At 70.1% G+C, this 19258-nt stretch carries 16 protein-coding genes; 9 read left to right on the top strand and 7 right to left on the bottom strand.

What is annotated here, in order from left to right; translation table 11 throughout:
- Nucleotides 1-4: 4 nt before the first annotated feature.
- The 4 genes from OVA15_RS12300 to OVA15_RS12315 all read left to right on the top strand — a co-directional run bounded on the left by OVA15_RS12300 (nucleotide 5) and on the right by OVA15_RS12315 (nucleotide 4455).
- On the top strand, nucleotides 5-238 hold the full coding sequence (locus tag OVA15_RS12300; protein WP_053446827.1) for a hypothetical protein: 234 nt from the start codon (nucleotides 5-7) through the stop codon (nucleotides 236-238).
- Between the two features lie 181 nt (nucleotides 239-419).
- A complete protein-coding gene (locus OVA15_RS12305) occupies nucleotides 420-755 on the top strand; it encodes a histone-like nucleoid-structuring protein Lsr2 (protein WP_006213592.1) in 336 nt (111 codons plus the stop codon).
- A gap of 314 nt (nucleotides 756-1069) precedes the next feature.
- Nucleotides 1070-3724: an ATP-dependent Clp protease ATP-binding subunit gene (locus tag OVA15_RS12310; protein WP_204782690.1), complete on the top strand. Its 2655-nt coding sequence runs from the start codon at nucleotides 1070-1072 to the stop codon at nucleotides 3722-3724.
- A 146-nt stretch (nucleotides 3725-3870) separates the two neighbouring features.
- On the top strand, nucleotides 3871-4455 hold the full coding sequence (locus OVA15_RS12315) for an amino-acid N-acetyltransferase (RefSeq protein ID WP_268145282.1): 585 nt from the start codon (nucleotides 3871-3873) through the stop codon (nucleotides 4453-4455).
- Between the two features lie 25 nt (nucleotides 4456-4480).
- On the opposite strand, the gene OVA15_RS12320 is transcribed toward OVA15_RS12315, so the two are convergent.
- Nucleotides 4481-5461: an A/G-specific adenine glycosylase gene (locus OVA15_RS12320; RefSeq protein WP_259894551.1), complete on the bottom strand. Its 981-nt coding sequence runs from the start codon at nucleotides 5459-5461 to the stop codon at nucleotides 4481-4483.
- Nucleotides 5462-5927: 466 nt separating this feature from the next.
- On the opposite strand from OVA15_RS12320, the gene OVA15_RS12325 reads away from it, so the two are divergent.
- Nucleotides 5928-6905 (top strand): hypothetical protein, encoded by a 978-nt coding sequence (locus OVA15_RS12325; protein ID WP_268145284.1) that lies wholly within the window; start codon nucleotides 5928-5930, stop codon nucleotides 6903-6905.
- 6 nt (nucleotides 6906-6911) lie between these two features.
- Here OVA15_RS12325 and radA read toward each other — a convergent pair whose 3' ends face one another.
- Nucleotides 6912-8300, bottom strand: a complete 1389-nt coding sequence (gene radA, locus OVA15_RS12330) for a DNA repair protein RadA (protein WP_024289201.1) — start codon at nucleotides 8298-8300, stop codon at nucleotides 6912-6914.
- Nucleotides 8301-8356: 56 nt separating this feature from the next.
- Nucleotides 8357-9517, bottom strand: coding sequence for an FUSC family protein (locus tag OVA15_RS12335; RefSeq protein WP_268145287.1), 1161 nt, complete (start codon nucleotides 9515-9517; stop codon nucleotides 8357-8359).
- A gap of 316 nt (nucleotides 9518-9833) precedes the next feature.
- Between OVA15_RS12335 and pstS the strand changes: the two genes are divergently transcribed.
- The 4 genes from pstS to pstB all read left to right on the top strand — a co-directional run bounded on the left by pstS (nucleotide 9834) and on the right by pstB (nucleotide 13996).
- The gene (pstS, locus tag OVA15_RS12340; RefSeq protein ID WP_053446831.1) at nucleotides 9834-10895 is read left to right on the top strand and encodes a phosphate ABC transporter substrate-binding protein PstS; all 1062 of its coding nucleotides are present in this window, start codon (nucleotides 9834-9836) and stop codon (nucleotides 10893-10895) included.
- Between the two features lie 175 nt (nucleotides 10896-11070).
- On the top strand, nucleotides 11071-12048 hold the full coding sequence (gene pstC / locus OVA15_RS12345) for a phosphate ABC transporter permease subunit PstC (protein WP_206390980.1): 978 nt from the start codon (nucleotides 11071-11073) through the stop codon (nucleotides 12046-12048).
- The gene (gene pstA / locus OVA15_RS12350; protein ID WP_058872131.1) at nucleotides 12048-13181 is read left to right on the top strand and encodes a phosphate ABC transporter permease PstA; all 1134 of its coding nucleotides are present in this window, start codon (nucleotides 12048-12050) and stop codon (nucleotides 13179-13181) included. Before pstC ends, pstA begins: the two co-directional genes overlap by 1 nt.
- Before the next feature lie 35 nt (nucleotides 13182-13216).
- Nucleotides 13217-13996, top strand: coding sequence for a phosphate ABC transporter ATP-binding protein PstB (pstB, locus tag OVA15_RS12355; RefSeq protein WP_053446833.1), 780 nt, complete (start codon nucleotides 13217-13219; stop codon nucleotides 13994-13996).
- 176 nt (nucleotides 13997-14172) lie between these two features.
- Here the strand turns inward: pstB and OVA15_RS12360 are convergent, their stop codons facing one another.
- The 4 genes from OVA15_RS12360 to glsA form a co-directional block, all read right to left on the bottom strand.
- The gene (locus OVA15_RS12360) at nucleotides 14173-15204 is read right to left on the bottom strand and encodes an inorganic phosphate transporter (protein WP_053446834.1); all 1032 of its coding nucleotides are present in this window, start codon (nucleotides 15202-15204) and stop codon (nucleotides 14173-14175) included.
- Between the two features lie 3 nt (nucleotides 15205-15207).
- Nucleotides 15208-15828 (bottom strand): hypothetical protein, encoded by a 621-nt coding sequence (locus tag OVA15_RS12365; protein WP_040560387.1) that lies wholly within the window; start codon nucleotides 15826-15828, stop codon nucleotides 15208-15210.
- Between the two features lie 364 nt (nucleotides 15829-16192).
- Nucleotides 16193-16909, bottom strand: a complete 717-nt coding sequence (locus OVA15_RS12370; RefSeq protein WP_006213574.1) for a hypothetical protein — start codon at nucleotides 16907-16909, stop codon at nucleotides 16193-16195.
- Between the two features lie 91 nt (nucleotides 16910-17000).
- Entirely contained in the window at nucleotides 17001-19166 is a 2166-nt protein-coding gene (gene glsA / locus OVA15_RS12375; protein ID WP_268145293.1) for a glutaminase A, read from the bottom strand.
- Nucleotides 19167-19258 lie beyond the last annotated feature (92 nt).

Consider the following 19258-nt stretch of genomic DNA (forward strand, 5'->3'; position numbering starts at 1 on the left):
CGCCATGGGCGAATACATCGCTGTGCTCCTGCCCTCGATCGGGGTGGGGCTGATCTTCTGGTTCACCATGCGGGCCCTGTTCCGGGCCGATCGCGGTGAGCGCCGTGCGCAGGAGGCCGTGAATCGCGATCAGGCCGATGCCGAGAAGTGGTATCAGGATCTGAAGGCGCGGGAATCCGGCGGACGCGGTTCCGCTCGGAGCGGATCCGATGAACATCAGGATGCACCGCGCAGTTGATTCTTCTCCGATTCCCCGGCTTCTCCGAGCCGGGGAATTGCTTTCAGCGGCATCCGATATCTATAGTTGCGGGCAATAGGGGATCCTGAGTGCGCAATTCGTTGTGATCGGGCCCGGAATCGGCTCCGCGGATCTCCTGACCGCACGAGCACATCGAATCGATGCTGAAGGAGCTCCACACATGGCGCAGACCGTGAAGATCATTCTCGAGGACGACCTGGACGGCGGCCCCGCGGACGAGACCGTCCGCTTCGGCCTGGACGGCGCGCAGTACGAGATCGACCTCTCCTCCGCCAACGCGGACAAGCTGCGCGCGGCCATCCGCCCGTACGTGGGCAAGGCCCGCCGGGCTCAGGCCAAGCAGGCCGGCCGCCCCGCTGCGAAGTCCTCGGGCACCCGCGCCAATCCGGACACCCCCAAGATCCGTGCCTGGGCGAAGGAGAACAACTACAACGTCTCCGATCGCGGCCGCATCCACCAGGAGGTCCAGGACGCGTACTACGCCGCTCACAAGTGAGCGCGCGCGGCCTGAGGGATTCATCACCGAATCGAGAATCTCAGGTCGCTTCGGAAACGAACTCGTGGAGGATGCCCGCAGGTATTCGATCTGAGATTGCCGTTCCATCGCTGTGCGGATCCCCGCTCGTCCTTCCGGACGTGCGGGGATTCCTCATTCGGGGACCGCCGTGCCCTGAGCGCCGCTGTCTCCGGCCGCCTGTCAGAAGGATCCTGCGGGAGGCAGTGCGGGGTCGTCTCGCCGGTGGCGAACAATGGCGGCGAGACCCTCCGGCGTGCGTAGCATCGGTGCCAAACATCGACTGAGGAGTATCCATGTTCGAACGATTCACCGATCGGGCCCGACGGGTCGTGGTCCTGGCCCAGGAGGAGGCCAGGATGCTCAACCACAACTACATCGGCACCGAGCACCTGCTGCTGGGCCTCATCCACGAGAACGAGGGCGTCGCCGCAAAGGCCCTGGACTCGCTGGGCATCACCCTCAACGGGGCCCGCGAGCAGGTCCAGGACATCATCGGCCCGGGCCAGCAGGCCCCCTCCGGGCACATCCCCTTCACGCCGCGGGCGAAGAAGGTCCTGGAGCTCTCCCTGCGCGAGGCGCTGCAGCTCGGGCACAACTACATCGGCACCGAGCACATCCTGCTGGGCATCATCCGCGCAGGCGAGGGCGTGGCCGCCCAGGTGCTCACCAAGCTCGGCACCGAGCCGCAGAAGGTCCGCTCGACCGTCCTGGACCTGATCTCGGGCTACCAGTCCGGCGGCGAGGAGAAGGAGACCGCGGGCGCAGGCGCTCGCACCTCCGGCGAGGGCACCCCCGCGGGTTCGGCTGTGCTCGACCAGTTCGGGCGCAACCTGACGGCCGCGGCCCGCGAGAGCCAGCTCGACCCCGTGATCGGGCGCGCCCGCGAGATGGAGCGCGTCATGCAGGTCCTGTCGCGGCGCACCAAGAACAACCCGGTGCTGATCGGCGAGCCGGGCGTCGGCAAGACCGCCGTGGTCGAGGGCCTGGCCCAGGCCATCGTGCGCGGCGACGTCCCGGAGACGCTCAAGGACAAGCACCTCTACACGCTGGACCTCGGCTCGCTCGTGGCCGGCTCGCGCTACCGCGGCGATTTCGAGGAGCGCCTCAAGAAGGTGCTCAAGGAGATCAAGTCCCGCGGCGACATCATCCTGTTCATCGACGAGATCCACACGCTCGTCGGCGCGGGTGCCGCAGAGGGCGCGATCGACGCCGCCTCGATCCTCAAGCCCATGCTGGCCCGCGGCGAGCTGCAGACCATCGGCGCCACCACGCTGGATGAGTACCGCAAGCACATCGAGAAGGACGCAGCGCTCGAGCGCCGCTTCCAGCCGATCCAGGTCGACGAGCCCTCCGAGGCGCACTCGATCGAGATCCTCAAGGGCCTGCGCGACAAGTACGAGGCGCACCACCGCGTGTCGATCTCGGATGAGGCCCTCGAGGCCGCCGTGCACCAGTCGGCCCGCTACATCTCGGACCGCTTCCTGCCGGACAAGGCGATCGACCTGATCGACGAGGCCGGTGCCCGCCTGCGTATCAAGCGCATGACGGCCCCGCCGGAGATCAAGGAGCTCGACGAGCGCATCGCCAAGGTCAAGCAGGCCAAGGAGGAGGCGATCGAGGGCCAGGACTACGAGAAGGCCGCCTCGCTGCGCGATCAGGAGCAGAAGCTGCTGTCCGAGCGCGATGACAAGGACACCGCTTGGCGCGAGGGTGGCGACCAGGTCGCCGAGGTCACCCCCGATGTCATCTCGGACGTGCTCTCCGCGGCCACGGGCGTGCCGCTGTACCGCCTGACCGACGAGGAGTCCGGCCGCCTCATCCGCATGGAGGAGGAGCTGCACAAGCGCGTCGTGGGCCAGGAGGAGGCCATCAAGGCTCTCTCCCGCTCCATCCGACGCACGCGTGCGGGCCTCAAGGACCCCAAGCGCCCCGGCGGGTCGTTCATCTTCGCCGGCCCCACGGGCGTCGGCAAGACGGAGCTGGCCAGGTCGCTGGCGGAGTTCCTGTTCGGCGATGAGGACTCCCTCATCACGCTGGACATGTCCGAGTACCAGGAGAAGCACACGGTCTCGCGGCTGTTCGGCGCTCCTCCCGGCTACGTCGGCTTCGAGGAGGGCGGCCAGCTGACCGAGAAGGTCCGCCGCAAGCCGTTCTCCGTCGTGCTCTTCGACGAGGTCGAGAAGGCGCACCAGGACCTGTTCAACTCGCTGCTGCAGATCCTCGAGGACGGTCGACTGACCGACTCGCAGGGCCGCGTGGTGGACTTCAAGAACACCGTGATCATCATGACCACGAACCTGGGCACCAGGGACATCTCGCGCAGCGTCCCCATGGGCTTCCAGGCGGGCAACGACTCGACCACGAACTACGAGCGCATGCAGCAGCGCGTCAACGACGAGCTCAAGGAGCACTTCCGCCCCGAGTTCCTCAACCGCGTGGACGAGATCGTCGTGTTCCCGCAGCTGGAGGAGAAGGAGATCGTCCAGATCGTCGATCTGTTCGTCGCCCGTCTCCAGGAGCGCCTGCGCGAGCAGGACATGTCGATCGTGGTCTCGGACGCCGCCAAGAAGGTGCTGGCCAAGCGCGGCTACGACCCAACCATGGGCGCCCGTCCGCTGCGCCGCACGATCCAGCGCGAGATCGAGGACACGCTCTCGGAGAAGATCCTCTTCGGCGACATCAAGGAGGGCGAGCGCGTCTCCGTGGATGTGGACGGAGACGGCGACGACGCCAAGCTGACGTTCTCGTCGGTGGCCATGTCCGAGCTGCCGGACACGGAGTTCTCCGACGACGACCAGGACGGCTCGGCTCAGGATCCCGACCTGGTGCCGGGTGAGGTGCCCTCCGGGACCAACGTCCCGCACAGCACCGACGGCGACACCGGATCGGCTGGCGCCGAGGCCCCCGAGCCCGGCCACGGCCCGGAGTCGGGCCCGACCACGGTCTGATCGCCCAGCACGAGCGGATCCGCCTGGATCCCTGCGACGACGCCCTCCCCGAGCTCAGCTCGGGGAGGGCGTCGTCGTCTGCGCTCTCCGGGCTCGGCCGGGGCCCCGGCGAGGGCGAGGGTCGCGGGCGGTCGTACACTTTCCGGATGACTCTCGAGCTGCGCCTGCGCCCTGCCACCACGGGCGACGTCCACGCGATCAAGGCCCTCGTGGGTCCGCTGGCGCAGGAGGGCGTGCTGGTGATCAAGGAGACCGTCGCGTACTACGAGGGCATCCAGGAGTTCCTCATCGCCGAGCTCGTGGACGACGACCCCTCCGGCGCGGCCCTGGTCGACGAGTCCGGGATCGCCTACGGGCAGCCGTCGCCCAGCGGGACCTCGGCCCGGATCGTGGGCTGCGGGGCCCTGCACGTGATGTGGCAGGACCTCGCCGAGATCCGCACCCTGGCCGCCGACCCGCGGGTGCGCGGGCAGGGCGTGGGGTGGCGGCTCGTGGAGGCCCTGCTGGAGCGGGCGCGCAGGCTGGGGGTGGAGCGGGTCTTCTGCCTGACCTTCGAGGTGGAGTTCTTCCAGCGCCAGGGCTTCCGGGTCATGGCCGATCAGCGCCCGATCGACCCGGACGTCTTCGCGGAGCTGCTGCGCTCCCATGACGAGGGCATGGCCGAGTTCCTGGACCTCGCCCGGGTGAAGCCCAACACGCTGGGCAACACCCGGATGATCCTCACGCTCTGACGGGGACCGCGCAGACCGGTCGGGATCAGCCGGGCAGAGCGATCCTGTCGCCGCGGCGGTGGGCCAAGCCATCGGAGACCAGGCCGTCGACCGCGCGCTGTCGCTGCTCGACGGGGGATTCCAGCGTCAGCAGGGCCTCGAGGGGGCGGGCCAGATCCGCACTCGCGCCGCGCGGCAGGGTGACCTGCTGGTCCCGCGTCAGCCAGCTCTCCGGGACCGGCTGATCCGCGGCGCGCAGCACCGCCATGACCGCGCCGCGCACCTGCCGGTCGGTGCCCTTCCAGGACTGTCCCCGCGGGGCCTCCTCCGGCTCCGGGCGACCGGCTGCGATCCAGGCGCAGAGATCCTGCACGGGGCACTGGTCGCAGCGCGGAGACCGAGCCGTGCAGATCAGGGCGCCGAGCTCCATCACGGACTGGTTCCACACCACCGAGGCCGCGCGCTGCTCGGGTAGCAGCGACCGCGCCAGACGGGTCTCGGCTGCCGTCAGGGACCGGCTCGGCAGCCCCTTGCCGGAGAAGAGGCGAGCGTGCACGCGTCGGATGTTGGTGTCGATCACGCACTGGCGCTCGCCGAAGGCGAAGGCCGAGACCGCCGCGGCCGTGTAGGCCCCGATGCCCGGCAGCGCCAGCAGCTGGTCGTGCTCGCGCGGCACGCGGCCGCCGTGGTCCGCGACGATCGCCTGTGCGGCGGCCTGCAGCCGCAGGGCCCGTCGGGGATAGCCCAGGCGGTCCCAGGCGCGCAGGACGTCGGCGGTCGGCGCCTCGGCAAGGTCGGCGGGGGAGGGCCAGCGCCGCATCCAGTCGAGCCAGCGGGGCAGCACGCGCACCACGGGAGTCTGCTGGAGCATGATCTCCGAGACCAGCACGCCCCAGGCGGTGCGCTCGGGGCAGCGCCAGGGGAGGTCGCGGCCGTCGCTGGCGTACCAGGCGGCGATCCGGTCGCGGATCTGCGCGAGTCGCTGAGCATCCTGAGGTGAGGGATCGGCGATGTGCGGGCTGGGCATCGCGCCACTGTAGCCTGGAGGCCATGGCACGGGACGACGCGGATGACGGGCGCAGGGACGCCCCCTGGGACTTCGATCTGCCGGATCTCGGAGCCTCCACGACTCCCGAGCATCACCGGCGCCGCCGCCGTGCCGAGCAGCAGGAGGCGCCGCAGACCCCGTCCGAGGAACGATCGCAGCCCCGGACGCGCTCGAGCTCCGAGCCCGCGACGCGGTTTTCGCCGCAGCGCACCGGTCGCAGACGGTCCTCCGAGGACCCGCTGGATTTCGAGGGCCTCGACGACGACCCCATCGATCAGGACGACCACCACCTGATCCCGCACTCCGCCGAGGAGCTGTCCACGGTGGGCCCGGGCCCGCGCGGTCCCCAGTTGCCGGACGACGATGACGTCCCCGACGACTTCGGGGCCCCTCAGCCGCACTCCTCGCGCGCAGCCTCTGCACCGGAGGACGACCTGCTGCCTGCTTGGGCCACCGGCAAGCCTGCGCGACGACGCCCGGGCCGCGCCGCCGGGGCGGCTTCATCGAGGAGCAGGCCGCTCCCAGCGATGCGCTTGAGCACCAGCGCCGAGCCCAGAGCGGTCGTGTCGAGGAGCTGAGCGGCGGGGACCTGGACCGTGAGGAGCGGCGCGGCTCAGCGGGACGTCGTCACGGCCAGCCCGCAGGCGGTGCGCGCCCTGACCGCAGGCTGCATGACGACCACGATCGCGACGCCTGGGGCGACGAGCACGGCTATCCCAAGGACTGGGACGACGAGCGCGGATATGCCGAGGACTGGGACGACGAGGACTGGGCGGAGGCACCGGAGGCTCGGCAGCCGCGGTGGCGCAGCTGGATCGGTGATCCGCAGCGGCTGACCCGCCTGCTGGTCCCGGCGGCTGTGGTGCTGCTGCTGATCGCGGTGGGCATCTGGTCGGTGAACGCGCTCACCGGCGGCTCGGAGACGGCCGAGGACCCCGAGGCGGCGGCCACCGAGGCGGCGCAGTCGGAGGATCCCTTCGACGGCTTCTCCGCGCGCCCGCAGGACGAGACCACCGACGGCGCCAGCGGCCCGGCGGCACAGGCCTGCGGCGATGCCCTGAAGATCACGGGGTCCACGGACCACGAGACCTACGCCGAGGACGCGGACCCGATCCTGATCATGACCATCGAGAACACGGGCGAGGACCCCTGCATGGTCAATGCCGGCACCGCGCGCATGGACTTCACGGTCACCTCCGGCTCAGACACGGTCTTCGACTCGAAGCACTGCCAGATCGACGGCCAGGACCGTCCGATCGAGCTCGAGGCCGGGGGCAAGGAGAGCGCCCGGATGCAGTGGAACCGCCAGCGCTCGGCGGAAGGCTGCGCCGAGGATCTCGAGGACGCCGCGGCCGGAGGCTATGAGCTGGAGGTCTCGCTGGGCGAGGACTCCGCGGAGCCGGTCGAGTTCACCCTGAAGTGAGACAGGTCAGGACGGCGGGAAGAAGATCTGCAGGGCCTCCACCAGGCTGGTGACCTCGCGGACGCGGAAGCCGTCGGGGATGCTGCTGAGCCCCTGCGGGCTGGCCGGGACCACGGCGTGGGTGAAGCCCAGCCTGGCGACTTCCCGGATGCGCTGCTCGATCCCCGGAACGGGCCGGACCTCTCCGGCCAGCCCGACCTCCCCGAAGCACACCAGGCGCTGGGGCAGGGGCTTGTCCTGCGCGGCCGAGGCCAGGGCCAGCGCAGTGGCCAGGTCGGCGGCGGGCTCGCTGAGGCGCACCCCGCCGACGGTCGAGACGTAGGCGTCCATGGAGGCCAGACCCACCCCCGCGCGGCGCTGCAGGACGGCCAGCAGCATGGCCACCCGCGAGCCGTCCAGCCCGGAGGTGGCACGGCGCGGCTGGGCGGTCGAGGACTGATCCAGCAGGGCCTGCACCTCCGCCAGCAGAGGGCGCCTCCCCTCCATGGTCACGGTGAGGCAGGTCCCGGACACCGGATGCGCGGTGCGCGAGACGAACAGCCCGGAGGGATCCGAGACCGAGCGGATCCCGCTGTCCACGAGCTCGAAGCAGCCGACGTCGTCGGTGGGGCCGTAGCGGTTCTTGACGGCGCGCAGCAGCCGGATGCTCGAGTGCTTCTGGCCCTCGAACTGGCAGACGACGTCCACCAGGTGCTCGAGCAGCCTGGGCCCGGCGATGGTCCCCTCCTTGGTCACGTGCCCCACGAGCAGCACGGTCATGCCCCGTGACTTGGCCGCGGCGATCAGGGAGGCGGCGACCTCCCGCACCTGGGTCACGCCGCCGGCGGAGCCGTCGACCTCGGCGCTGGCCAGGGTCTGGACGGAGTCCACGACCAGGACCTCCGGCGACAGGGCCTCCACCTGTCCCAGTGCGGTGGACAGATCCGTCTCCGAGGTGAGGTAGAGGGAATCGGCCAGCGCGCCCACGCGGTCGGCGCGCAGCTTCACCTGGGCCGCGGATTCCTCTCCCGTGATGTACAGGACCGAGCGCGGACCGCGCGGTGCGGTGCCCTGGGCCACGCGAGCCGCGACATCCAGCAGGAGGGTGGACTTGCCGACGCCGGGCTCACCGGCCAGCAGGATCACCGCGCCGGGCACGAGCCCGCCGCCCAGGACGCGATCGAGCTCTCCGACGCCGGTGGGGACGCTGGTGGCCTGGGTGGCATCCACCTGGGCGATGGGCTTGGCGGGATCGGCGATCGAGCGGGCCGGGGTGGTGCGGGCCTTGTGCTCGCCGACCTCCTCCATGGTCCCCCAGGCCTGGCATTCGGCGCAGCGGCCCACCCACTTGACGGTGCTCCACCCGCATTCCGTGCAGCGGTATCCCGAGGAGCTGCGCTTGGACCTGGTGCTCATGCCGTCGACCTCATGGCTCACACGCTAGGAACCGGGTCCGACAGCACAGCGGGTGCTCACATGCGGTCCCAGTCGTCGAGGGCCGGCAGGTGGGCGATGGCGTCCTCGTGGTCCATGTTGGTGGCCTCGAGGAGGTCCACCGCCAGCGGCCGCATGAGCAGCACAAGGGTCTGGCCCTCGAGGGTCTGCACGCCCATGTCCTGGGGGTTCAGGCGCTCGGCCACGGTGATCAGCTCGTTGCGCGCCTGGCGCAGGAACGATTCGCGTGACTCCCGCTGAGGGACGGCCAGGGCTCTGCCCACCGTGTCGGTCGAATCCGCCATGTCCCTCAGGCATTCGGAGATCGACTCGATGGCAGCCGGTGCCAGGGTGACGTGGTTGATGACCCCGGCCACCCGGCGCACCAGCACCCGGCTGTCGCGTGCGGCCAGGTCCAGGTAGGGCGCCGAGATCGCGATCTGCTCGATCTCCGAGCGGTGGCGCCGATGCACGGGCGCTGCCGCGGCGATCTCCTGGGAGGCCTGCAGCGCGGTCTTCACGGAATCGATCTCGGACTGGGTGCGCCGGGCGCGCACCAGGCAGTGCCATGCGGCCGTGGAGTCGTCCTCGGTGATGGCCTGGGCGGCCTCGCGCAGCACGGCGGAGAGCTCATCGGTCAGCCGGCGCACGTGCTCACGCGGCTGGCGGCGGGGGTCCGAGGGGACCAGGTAGGCCATGAGCAGGGCGAAGACCCCTCCCACCATGGCATCGGTCGAGCGGGCGAACGCGCCGTCGGACGACGGCGGCAGCACGACGACCAGCAGCGACTGCAGGGCCATCTGCGTGGTGAACAGGACGCCGCTGTCCAGGAACCGGGCCAGCAGGATGGACACCAGCATGACGACGCCGGCCTGCCACGTCCCGACGCCGATGAAGTGGATCAGCACCTCGGCCAGCGCGATGCCGAGCGTGCAGCCGATGGCGACCTCGAGCACGCGCCGGTAGCGCTGCCCGCCCTTGGAGAAGCCGAGGGCCACGGTGGCCGCCGTGGCCGCGAAGATCGGCCCCGTGTGCCCGAGCACGTTCTCGGCGAAGACGAAGGCGCCGATCGCGGCGACCGTGAGCTGCAGGGCCTGCAGGATGTCGCCGCGCAGGCGAGCCCCGCCGGCGCGGGCGCGCTCGCTGAACTCCCTGCCGGCGCGGTGCACCAGCCCGGGACTCTGCTCGGCTTCGCTCATGCGAGCCATCCTAGGTGCACCTGGCCCCCTCGCCGGTGGCACCGAGGGTGCCTCGATGCTGGCCGCTCGGGAGCTTGCGGTCCGCATGACGACGCTCACACCATCAAAAAATATGTGCTCAGCAATACATAAAGACCGCCGAAGGGTCGGGGAAGTTCACCTTCCGTTCACGGCCTGAGCGGAGTCCGGCTACGTGCCGATCCTAGAGTCGGTGAGCGTTGGGTGGACTTGGCCGGGAATTCGGGGCCTTCGTCCAGCGCCGCCGGACCTCACCGGCACGTCAGCTTCAGCAGAACCACAGGAACAGGGGCACCACGTGAAGGCTTCTCGCATCGGCCAGAGCGCCGCGATTCTCTCCATCGGCGCTATCGCACTGACCGCTTGCGGCGGCGGCGGCGGCACGACCACGCTGCAGGGCGCGGGCGCGTCCTCGCAGGAGGCGGCCATGAACGCCTGGTCGGATGGCGCCGGCGAGCTGGATCCGGCCGTCGAGGTCCGCTACTCGCCGGATGGCTCCGGCGCCGGCCGCGAGGCCTTCCTGGCCGGCGGTGCGAGCTTCGCCGGCTCGGATGCCGCCATGGACGAGGAGGAGTTCGAGTCCTCCAAGGAGCAGTGCGGCGACAAGGGCGCGTTCAACGTCCCCGCCTACATCTCCCCGATCGCGGTCGGCTTCAACCTCGAGGGCATCGACTCCCTGAACCTCGACGCCGAGACCATCGCGGGCATCTTCTCCGGCGAGATCACCACCTGGAACGATCCGGCCATCGCCCAGCAGAACCCGGATGCCGATCTGCCGGACACGAACATCACCGTGGTGCACCGCTCGGATGAGTCCGGCACCACCGAGAACTTCACCGACTACCTGCATGCGGCCGCCCCCGAGGCCTGGTCGGACGAGGCCTCCGAGTCCTGGCCGATCTCCGGCCAGGAGAACTCCCAGGGCACCTCCGGCGTGGTCTCCACCGCCTCTGACACGGACGGCGCCATCACCTACGCCGATGCCTCCGCCATCGGCGATCTGGGCACCGTGGCCGTGGGCGTGGGCGAAGACTACGTCGAGTACAGCCCCGACGCTGCCGCTGCGGCCGTCGACGCCTCCCAGCGCGTCGAGGGCGGCGCCGAGAACAACATGGCGCTCGAGCTCGACCGCGACACCGAGGCCGACGGGGCCTACCCGATCATCCTGGTCTCGTACCACATCTACTGCAACGAGTACCAGGATCAGGACACCGCCGACGCGGCCAAGGCCTTCGGCCAGTACGTGGTCTCGGAGGAGGGCCAGCAGGCCTCCGCCGACGCCGCGCACTCCGCTCCGCTGAGCGAGGAGATGCGCCAGGAGGCGCACGACGCGATCGACCAGATCACCGCCGCCGGCTGATCCGCTGCGCGCAGGCCGGCCCAGTCGGCATGCGCGCCCCGCGACAGGCCCGCCCGGGCCTCCCTGAGGAGAGATCCCGGGCACGGGCGGGCCCGTCGCTGTGGCCGCTGGCCGCGCAACCACGAGCGGCCCGACGGCCCGCCGACGAAAGCATCTACACCCGAAGGGGTCGAGAATGTCCACCAATGTCTCTGAGAAGAGGCGGCCGGAGCAGAAGCCGGAGGGCTCCCGGGCCTTCGATTCCGGCTCGAAGGGCGGCCGCTTCGGCGACCAGCTCTTCTCCGGTCTGAGCCTGGCCGCAGGCATCCTGATCTTCGTGATCCTGCTTGCGGTCTTCACCTTCCTCGGCTGGAAGTCCGCCGACATCCTGACGATCCCGGGCTCCGCCATCACCGGCGGCGAGGGGTTCTTCGCCTACGTCTACCCGATCGTCCTGGGCACCCTGATGGCGGCCGTGATCGCGCTGCTGATCGCAACCCCGCTGGGCATCCTCGTGGCTCTGTACATCTCACACTTCGCCCCGCCCAAGGTCGCCAAGCCCGTCGGCTACGTGATCGACCTGCTCGCGGCCATCCCCTCGGTCGTCTACGGCGCCTGGGGCATGACGGTGCTGGCTCCGGCGCTGGTGCCGTTCTACAACTGGCTCGCCGAGAACTTCGGGTGGATCCCGCTGCTCGAGGGGCCGGCCTCGAACACCGGGCGCACCATGCTCACCGCGGGTGTGGTGTTGGCGATCATGATCCTGCCGATCATCACCGCCATGTCCCGCGAGCTGTTCGTCCAGACGCCCAAGCTGCACGAGGAGGCCTCGCTGGCCCTCGGCGCCACCCGACTCGAGATGATCGGCCAGGCCGTCATGCCGTTCGCCCGGGCGGGCATCGTCTCCTCCGTCATGCTGGCCCTGGGCCGTGCACTCGGCGAGACCATGGCCGTGGCGCTGGTGCTCTCCACCGGCGGCCTGCAGTGGTCGCTGATCCGCACGGGCAACAACACCATCGCCGCGGAGATCGCGCTGAACTACCCGGAGGCCTTCGGCAACCGGTTCACCGAGCTCATCGCCGCCGGCTTCGTGCTCTTCATCATCACGCTGATCGTGAACCTCGCAGCACGCGCGATCACCGCCCGCTACAAGGAATTCTCGGGGGCAAACTGATGTCGACCAACACCACTGAGCAGCGCTCCGAGACCCGGAGCCCCAAGAATCAGAACTCGCTCACGTCGGGTCAGCGCCCCAAGTGGCTGATCCCGGCCATCTTCGTCGGCTCGATCGTCGTCGGAGCCGCCCTGGCCGCCCTCGTGAGCTTCAGCGTCGCACTGTGGGCCGTGTTCGCGGCCGTGATCTTCCTGATCGCCGCTCCGATCGCGGTCACCTCGATCGAGGGCTCCCGTCAGGGCAAGAACGCGGCCCTGACCTATCTGGTCTACGGCGCCTTCATCGTGGCGGTCATCCCGCTGATCTCGGTGATCTGGACCGTGCTCTTCCGCGGCATCCCCACGCTGTCGCCGGAGCTGCTGACCACCACCATGTCCAGCGTGACCGCCATCGACGATCAGCAGAGCGTCGAGAACGGCACGGGCGTCCAGGGCGGCATCCTGCACGCCATCGTGGGCAGCGTGATCGTGACCCTGTGCGCCACGATCATCTCGGTCCCGATCGGCCTGCTGACGGCTATCTACCAGGTCGAGTACTCCAACGGCAACACGCTGTCGAAGATCATCACCTTCCTGGTGGACGTCATGACCGGCATCCCGTCGATCGTCGCCGGCCTGTTCGCCTCGGCCCTCTTCACGATCATCCTGGGTCAGCAGGGCGTGCGCATGGGCATCGTCGGCGCGGTCGCGCTGACCGTGCTGATGATCCCCACCGTGGTGAAGTCCACGGAGGAGATGCTGAAGGTCGTGCCCAATGAGCTGAGAGAAGCCTCATATGCCCTGGGAGTGCGCAAGTGGCGTACGATTCTGAAGGTGGTCATCCCCACCGCGATCTCGGGCATCGCCGCCGGCGTCACGCTGGCCATCGCCCGAGTGATCGGTGAGACGGCACCGCTGATGGTGACGATCGGCTTCCTGGACTCCATGAACGCGAATCCGTTCCACGACTGGATGTCCTCGTTGCCGACCTTCATCTACCAGCAGCTGATGCGCCCGATCTCGCCGACCACGCCGGATCCGTCCACGGATCGCGCGTGGGCCGCCGCGCTCGTGCTGATCGTCTTCGTCATGCTGCTGAACCTGGCGGCACGACTGATCGCCAACGCCTTCGCACCCAAGACCGCTGGTCGCTGAACCCTCCGCCGACTGAGAAAGAAGCTCTGAACCACATGTCGAAGCGAATCGACGTCGAGAACCTCGATGTCTTCTACGGAGATTTCCGCGCCGTCGAGGGCGTGAACATCGATATCGATCCCAACACCGTGACGGCCTTCATCGGCCCGTCCGGCTGCGGCAAGTCCACGGTGCTGCGCTCCCTGAACCGCATGCACGAGGTCATCCCCGGCGCCTACACCACGGGCAAGGTCCTGATCGACGGCGAGGACGTGTACGGCCGCGGCGTCGATCCGGTGACCGTCCGCTCCACGATCGGGATGGTCTTCCAGCGCCCGAACCCGTTCCCCACCATGTCCATCCGCGACAACGTGCTGGCCGGCGTGAAGCTGAACAACAAGGCCATCTCCAAGAAGGACGCCGACGAGCTCGTGGAGTCGTCCCTGCGCGGCTCCAACCTCTGGAACGAGGTCAAGGACCGTCTGGACCGCCCGGGCTCGGGCCTGTCCGGCGGCCAGCAGCAGCGTCTGTGCATCGCCCGCGCGATCGCCGTGAAGCCCGAGATCATCCTGATGGACGAGCCCTGCTCGGCCCTGGACCCGATCTCGACCATCGCGATCGAGGACCTGATCCACGACCTCAAGAAGGACTTCACGGTCGTGATCGTGACCCACAACATGCAGCAGGCCCAGCGCGTGGCCGACCGCACCGCCTTCTTCAACCTGGAGGCCACCGGCAAGCCCGGCAAGCTCGTGGAGTACAACGACACCACGAACATCTTCCAGAACCCGCAGCAGCAGGCCACCGAGGACTACGTCTCCGGTCGCTTCGGCTGATCGGCAGGGCCTGCCCGCGCAGGCTCCTCAGCGCCACTCAGCGCCCCCGCTCGGATGGATCCGAGCGGGGGCGCTGTCGTGCTCGGACGGCGTGCCCGGGCGCAGATCGAGCGGTCCCGCGGCGTGCGTCGGGGGCAGGAAGCGCAGCGGCGACAGCCGGGGAAGGCAGGGGTCCTTCAGAGGCTCAGCAGGGGGGAGGCCGCAGTGACCAGCACGGCGCTGGCGGCGGCGCAGGCGGGGATCGTGATGATCCAGCAGCCGATGACCTGGGCGACGACCACGTGGTGCGTGGAGCGGAAGCGCTGGTTCACGCCTGCGCCGAGCACGGCGGCGGCGGTCGTCTGCGAGGTGGACATCTGCACGTCCGAGCCCAGCGCCACGGGCAGCAGCAGGGCGCCGGCCACGGCCTGGGCGGTGGCCCCGCGCACGGCATCGGGGCGGACCATGCGGGAGGAGATCGTACGGGCGATCTGCCAGCCGCCCAGCAGGCTGCCGCCGGCCAGGCACAGGGCCACGACGACGTCGATCGCGACGGCGGCCTCGGGCGCTTCGAGAGCAGAGAGGCCTGACAGCCCCGCGACGGCGGTGACCAGGGCGATCATGCGCGGTCCGTGGATCACGCCGTGGCCGAGGTTGATGGCGGTGGCGCCGATGGCCAGGACCACGCGCGCCGAGAGGGTGACCTGGTCGGCCTCGAACCGACTGGCCAGGTGCACCACAGGGATCAGCAGTACCCAGGACAGGGCGAAGGCGACCAGCGGGCCCAGGACCACGGGCAGGAGCAGAAGGCCCAGGGGCCAGGCCGAGCTCGGGGGATAGCTGGTCAGGCCCAGGGCCCCGGCGGTCAGGGAGGCTGCGAGCAGGGAGCTGGTCAGGGTGGCGCCCATGGAGGCGGGCAGGCCGCGCTGCCAGGTGAGAAGGGCCCAGGCGATGCTCACGATGAGCGCGCTGGCGACCACCAGCAGTCCCGTGCGCGGATCCGGGAGCAGCGTCTCCAGGTTCTCGGTGGCCTGCTGCATGGGCACCAGCAGGGCCACCAGCGCCACGCCCAGGACGTTGAGCACCGCGGCCATCACCAGCGCCGTGCGAGCAGTCAGGGCCCGATGGCGCACGGGCATGGCGATCGCGTTGGAGACGTCGTGCCCGGAGCTGATGACGGCGAAGGCCAGAGCCAGGACGAGGACGGCGGCGGAGGCTGCGAGCAGCACGGATCAGGCCTCGGAGATGCTGATGCGCCCGACCTCGTGGGCCAGCGCCGTCATGGAGCGGGCGGCCTCGTGCAGCTGATCGGCGGTCTGCAGCGACTCGAAGGCCTCTGCTGGCTCCAGCTCCCGGAACAGCTGCTGCCGGTGCACCAGGAAGGTCCGCTCGGTCTGCTTGCGGAGGCGGTGCATGTCGAACCAGTACTCGTCGAGCCCCTCGAGCGTGCGCAGCCGCAGCACGGCAGTGCGCGAGAGCGAGGCCATGCGGCTGATGCTGGAGAGCTGCTCCGTGGTGTGGGCGCCGTGGGAGAGACGGTGCGGGTCGACGGCAAGGGCCTCGACGCACAGCTGGAGGTGCTCGGAGGCCTCCGCCAGGTGGCTGCTGAGGATGTAGATGTCCGAACGGGGCAGAGGCAGGGCGTAGGTGGTGCGAGCCGAGGTCATGGCCCCGAAGTGCAGATCCGCGGTTCGGGTGCCGATGCTGCTGATCTGAGCCTGCAACTCGGCCACGCGATCACCCTCGGCGGGAAGCATCTCAGAGCAGCAGCGCACCGCTTCCTGCACCTGATCGCTGAGCTGCGCCAGGGTGTGCAGCACCCCGCTGTCCTCGGGGAAGACACGCAGTGCCATGGAGCCATGCCTTCGGTCGATGGAGCGCATGAGCCCGCAGCGGGGCGGCTGCGGGACCTGGTCAGGGACCGGCTCGCGGCCGATCGATGGTTTAGGGGGTGCCGGACCGGGAGCGCCTCTCGGCGTGTGGCCGCTCGAAGCGGCTGAATGATGGAGCCCGGGGCTGCCGCAGCCCGACACCTGGCATCCATTGTAGGGGCCGCCCCCGGTGATGGGTCAAAGCCGCCGACGGGGCCGGGGTCCGCGCCGGCTCCGCGCGATCCCGTCGTGGGTCCGAGCCCGACGACAGGGTCCTGATCACTGCCCTGGCGGCGCGGGCCCATCGCCGGTCGGGCGCCTGCCGGGCTCTCGGTCCGGCAGCGCCTCAGTCGAGCGAACCGGCCCGCCAGGCCCGAGCGGCGGCCTCGAGATCATCAGCGGTGCGCTCGAGGCGCTTGGCCCCGGCGATCTCCTGGCGCGCCATCCGCTCGCCGTCCAGCTCGGCGGCCGCAGCCTCGACGGCGAGCTCACCTGCGGCGGGACTGCTCGGAAGGCGCTCGGTGGTGCGTCGGGTCTCGTCGTCCGAGGCCCAGGGATCGCCCAAACGGGTGCGGCCGAGCGCTGTGACGCGGCAGAAGGCGGCGAAGCGCTCCAGGGCGACGTCGAAGTCGCCGTTCCAGGCGCCCGAGAGGATCGCGTCGGCCATCTCCCGGATCTCCGCGGCCCGGGGCGGGTCGGCCACCCCGGCTACCACGTAGGAGACCTGCGCCGTGTCGCGCCCGGCCTCGAACCACCTGCTCAGGCGCACCGGATCCGCCTGCACAGCAGAGCGCAGGGCGTAGAGCCGCCACAGCGCCCCGGGAAGGCTGACAGGAGGGGCCTCCGACCACAGGGCGGCCAGGCCGTCGAGGCCCTCGGTGTCCGTGAACTCGACGAGCCGGCGCCTGACCTCGGGATCCTCGTGCCCGCGACCGCGGTGCAGCACGGCCGCAGCGGTGACGTGGGCGGCCTCGGCGAGCACGGCGGGATCGACCCCGCCGATCCTCTGGTCGAAGAGGGCGGGGTCGAACTTCACCGGGCGGTGATGATCACGAGCAGACATGCCTCCAGCGTACGACCGCTGCTGCCGGTCGCATCAGGCCGCACGGGTCCGATCAGCGCTCAGCCGAAGACCCGTGCGAGCAGACCAGAGCTCAGTCCTCGACCGGGGTCTCGTTCCAGTGGTCGCCGGGCTCCCAGCCGATGTTGGCGCGCAGGGCGGTCTCCAGGTCCTCCGAGGCGGCCCGGGCCATCGAGCGCCACAGCTCCAGAGCTGCGGCGGGCTCCTCCTGCTCCAGCGCCCGCAGGGCAGGGGCGTCGAGCACGCGCACCACCAGGTCGGTGCCGGCCACGGCCTGCACGCTCAGCCGCTCGTCGCTGACGCCCGAGGAGCGGAAGACGGTGCCCGGGCGCATGCGGCGCACGACCGAGCCGTCCTCGTGGGAGCCGTGCGGGATCATCTCCACGAGGCCCTCGACCACCAGGACCACCGCGGACTCGCCGGGCTCCAGGTCCAGCACGGGCTCGCCCTCGCGGACCCGCAGCTCCTGGGCGCGCGACCAGATCGTCTCGGCGATCTCGTCGTCGGTGTCGCGCAGCAGGTCGGTGGAGCGCGCGGCCTCGATGGTGGACTCGGCGTCCAGATCGGGCATCTCGTCGGCGTCGGAGGCGGTGGCGTCGTCGTCGCGTCGGCGCAGCTGCTCGATCAGCTGATCCTCCACGTGCGCCAGGGCCTCTTCGCGGGTGGCGAAGACCGTGAGGTTCTCCGGCTTGGTCGTGGTGCGGATCTTGCGCGCCGCCGAGATGGCAGGCAGCGAGTCGGTATAGGGGTTGGACGGGCCATCGGGGTCGTCGTCGGGCTCGTCCCTCCAGATGTCCTCCCAGACGGTGTCCCAGGCGTCGTGCCAGTCGTCGGTCCAGGGGTCGCCCACGACCAGGGCGACGTCGCGGCCGGCCTCGCACAGCTCTGTGGCGGTCACGGCGATCAGGTGGCGGCCGAAGCCGGCGATCTGATCGACGTCGGACAGGTCCAGGATCACGGAGCTCGCCGTCTGCGCCGACTGGCGCAGGGCGCGCACGGTCTCCTCGGTGCCGGGGAAGAGCAGGTTGCCCTGGATCTCGATCACGGCGACGTCCGAAGCCAGCTCGCTGAGGGCCCGGCGCGAGTCCTCATCGCGGTGGGTCAGGGAGCGGGCGTCGGCCAGGGAGTGGATGGAGCGCACGGTGCGCTTGGACGGGCGCGGGCCGCGGGCGAAGTGCAGGTCCATGGCCTGGGAGATGCGCTCGCAGGCGGCCGTGCCGCGCACGCTGTTGCCGTGCTGATCCAGCGGCGGGGCGAACGTGGCCACGGCCAGCTGGCCCGGGACCACCGCGATGATGCCGCCGCCCACGCCGGACTTGCCGGGCAGGCCCACGCGCACGAACCACTCGCCGGCGTCGTCGTACATGCCGCAGGAGTTCATCACCGACAGCACGCGCTCGACCGTGACCGGCTCCATGACGCGCTCGTCGGTGAACGGATTGCGCCCGCCGGCGGCCAGGGTGGCACCCATGATCGCCAGGTCCCGGGTGTCGACCATGACGGAGCACTGGGCGAAGTAGTCCTCCAGCGCCTGGGTGGGGTCCTCCTCGATGATCCCGACGGAGCTGAGCATCCAGCCCAGCGCGCGGTTGCGGTCGCCCTCCTTGTGCTCCTGGGAGTAGACGTCGGGATCCATCATCAGCTCGCGCCCGGCGAAGGCCGAGAACAGTTGCCGGACGCGCTCGCGGCGGGCGGTGCCGCGGTGCGGGTCCACGAGCCAGGAGGCGGTGATCGCCCCGGCATTGATCATGGCGTTGGCCGGGCGGTTGGTCTCCGGATGCAGCGAGATGCGGTTGAAGGACTCGCCGCTGGGCTCCACATCGATCTTGGCGTCCACGCCCCCGAAGCCGCGGTCCTCGATCGCCAGCCCGTAGACGAAGGCCTTGGAGATCGACTGGATGGAGAAGCAGTCGCGGCTGTCGCCGGCCTCGTAGATGTGGCCACCGGCCGTGGCGACCACGACCGCCAGCTTCTCCGGATCGGCGTTGGCCAGCGCCGGGATCGACGACGACGGCTCGCCCTCGGTCAGCTCGCGGACCTCATCCAGCACGGCCGCCAGGGCGCCCTCGATGGGCGACGGGCCGAAGAGCTTCTCCGACTCCGACCACTCGGGGCTCGGGCGCTGGGTGTCGGCCCAGCCCAGCGGGTCGCCGTTCTCGTCGAGCTGGTAGGAGGTGCTCTGATCGTCGTCGGTGTTCTGGGCGGTCTCGTGGCGCTGCTGCCTGTCGTGGGAGGTCACGGGACGACGGTACCGGGTCGGGCGGCGGATGCCGATTTCTCAGCCGAGGCCCATGCGGTGCCTGGTCTACGATGGTGGGCGTCGTCCGCACG

The sequence above is a fragment of the Kocuria sp. SL71 genome, from assembly GCF_026672465.1.
GTDB lineage: Bacteria > Actinomycetota > Actinomycetes > Actinomycetales > Micrococcaceae > Kocuria > Kocuria palustris.

What these genes read in the sequence shown, in the direction of transcription:
- OVA15_RS12300 (WP_053446827.1), top strand. Translation starts at nt 5, where the DNA reads ATGGGCGAATACATCGCTGTGCTCCTGCCCTCGATCGGGGTGGGGCTG.
- OVA15_RS12305 (WP_006213592.1), top strand. Translation starts at nt 420, where the DNA reads ATGGCGCAGACCGTGAAGATCATTCTCGAGGACGACCTGGACGGCGGC.
- OVA15_RS12310 (WP_204782690.1), top strand. Translation starts at nt 1,070, where the DNA reads ATGTTCGAACGATTCACCGATCGGGCCCGACGGGTCGTGGTCCTGGCC.
- OVA15_RS12315 (WP_268145282.1), top strand. Translation starts at nt 3,871, where the DNA reads ATGACTCTCGAGCTGCGCCTGCGCCCTGCCACCACGGGCGACGTCCAC.
- OVA15_RS12320 (WP_259894551.1), bottom strand. Translation starts at nt 5,461, where the DNA reads ATGCCCAGCCCGCACATCGCCGATCCCTCACCTCAGGATGCTCAGCGA.
- radA (WP_024289201.1), bottom strand. Translation starts at nt 8,300, where the DNA reads ATGAGCACCAGGTCCAAGCGCAGCTCCTCGGGATACCGCTGCACGGAA.
- OVA15_RS12335 (WP_268145287.1), bottom strand. Translation starts at nt 9,517, where the DNA reads ATGAGCGAAGCCGAGCAGAGTCCCGGGCTGGTGCACCGCGCCGGCAGG.
- pstC (WP_206390980.1), top strand. Translation starts at nt 11,071, where the DNA reads ATGTCCACCAATGTCTCTGAGAAGAGGCGGCCGGAGCAGAAGCCGGAG.
- pstA (WP_058872131.1), top strand. Translation starts at nt 12,048, where the DNA reads ATGTCGACCAACACCACTGAGCAGCGCTCCGAGACCCGGAGCCCCAAG.
- pstB (WP_053446833.1), top strand. Translation starts at nt 13,217, where the DNA reads ATGTCGAAGCGAATCGACGTCGAGAACCTCGATGTCTTCTACGGAGAT.
- OVA15_RS12365 (WP_040560387.1), bottom strand. Translation starts at nt 15,828, where the DNA reads ATGGCACTGCGTGTCTTCCCCGAGGACAGCGGGGTGCTGCACACCCTG.
- OVA15_RS12370 (WP_006213574.1), bottom strand. Translation starts at nt 16,909, where the DNA reads ATGTCTGCTCGTGATCATCACCGCCCGGTGAAGTTCGACCCCGCCCTC.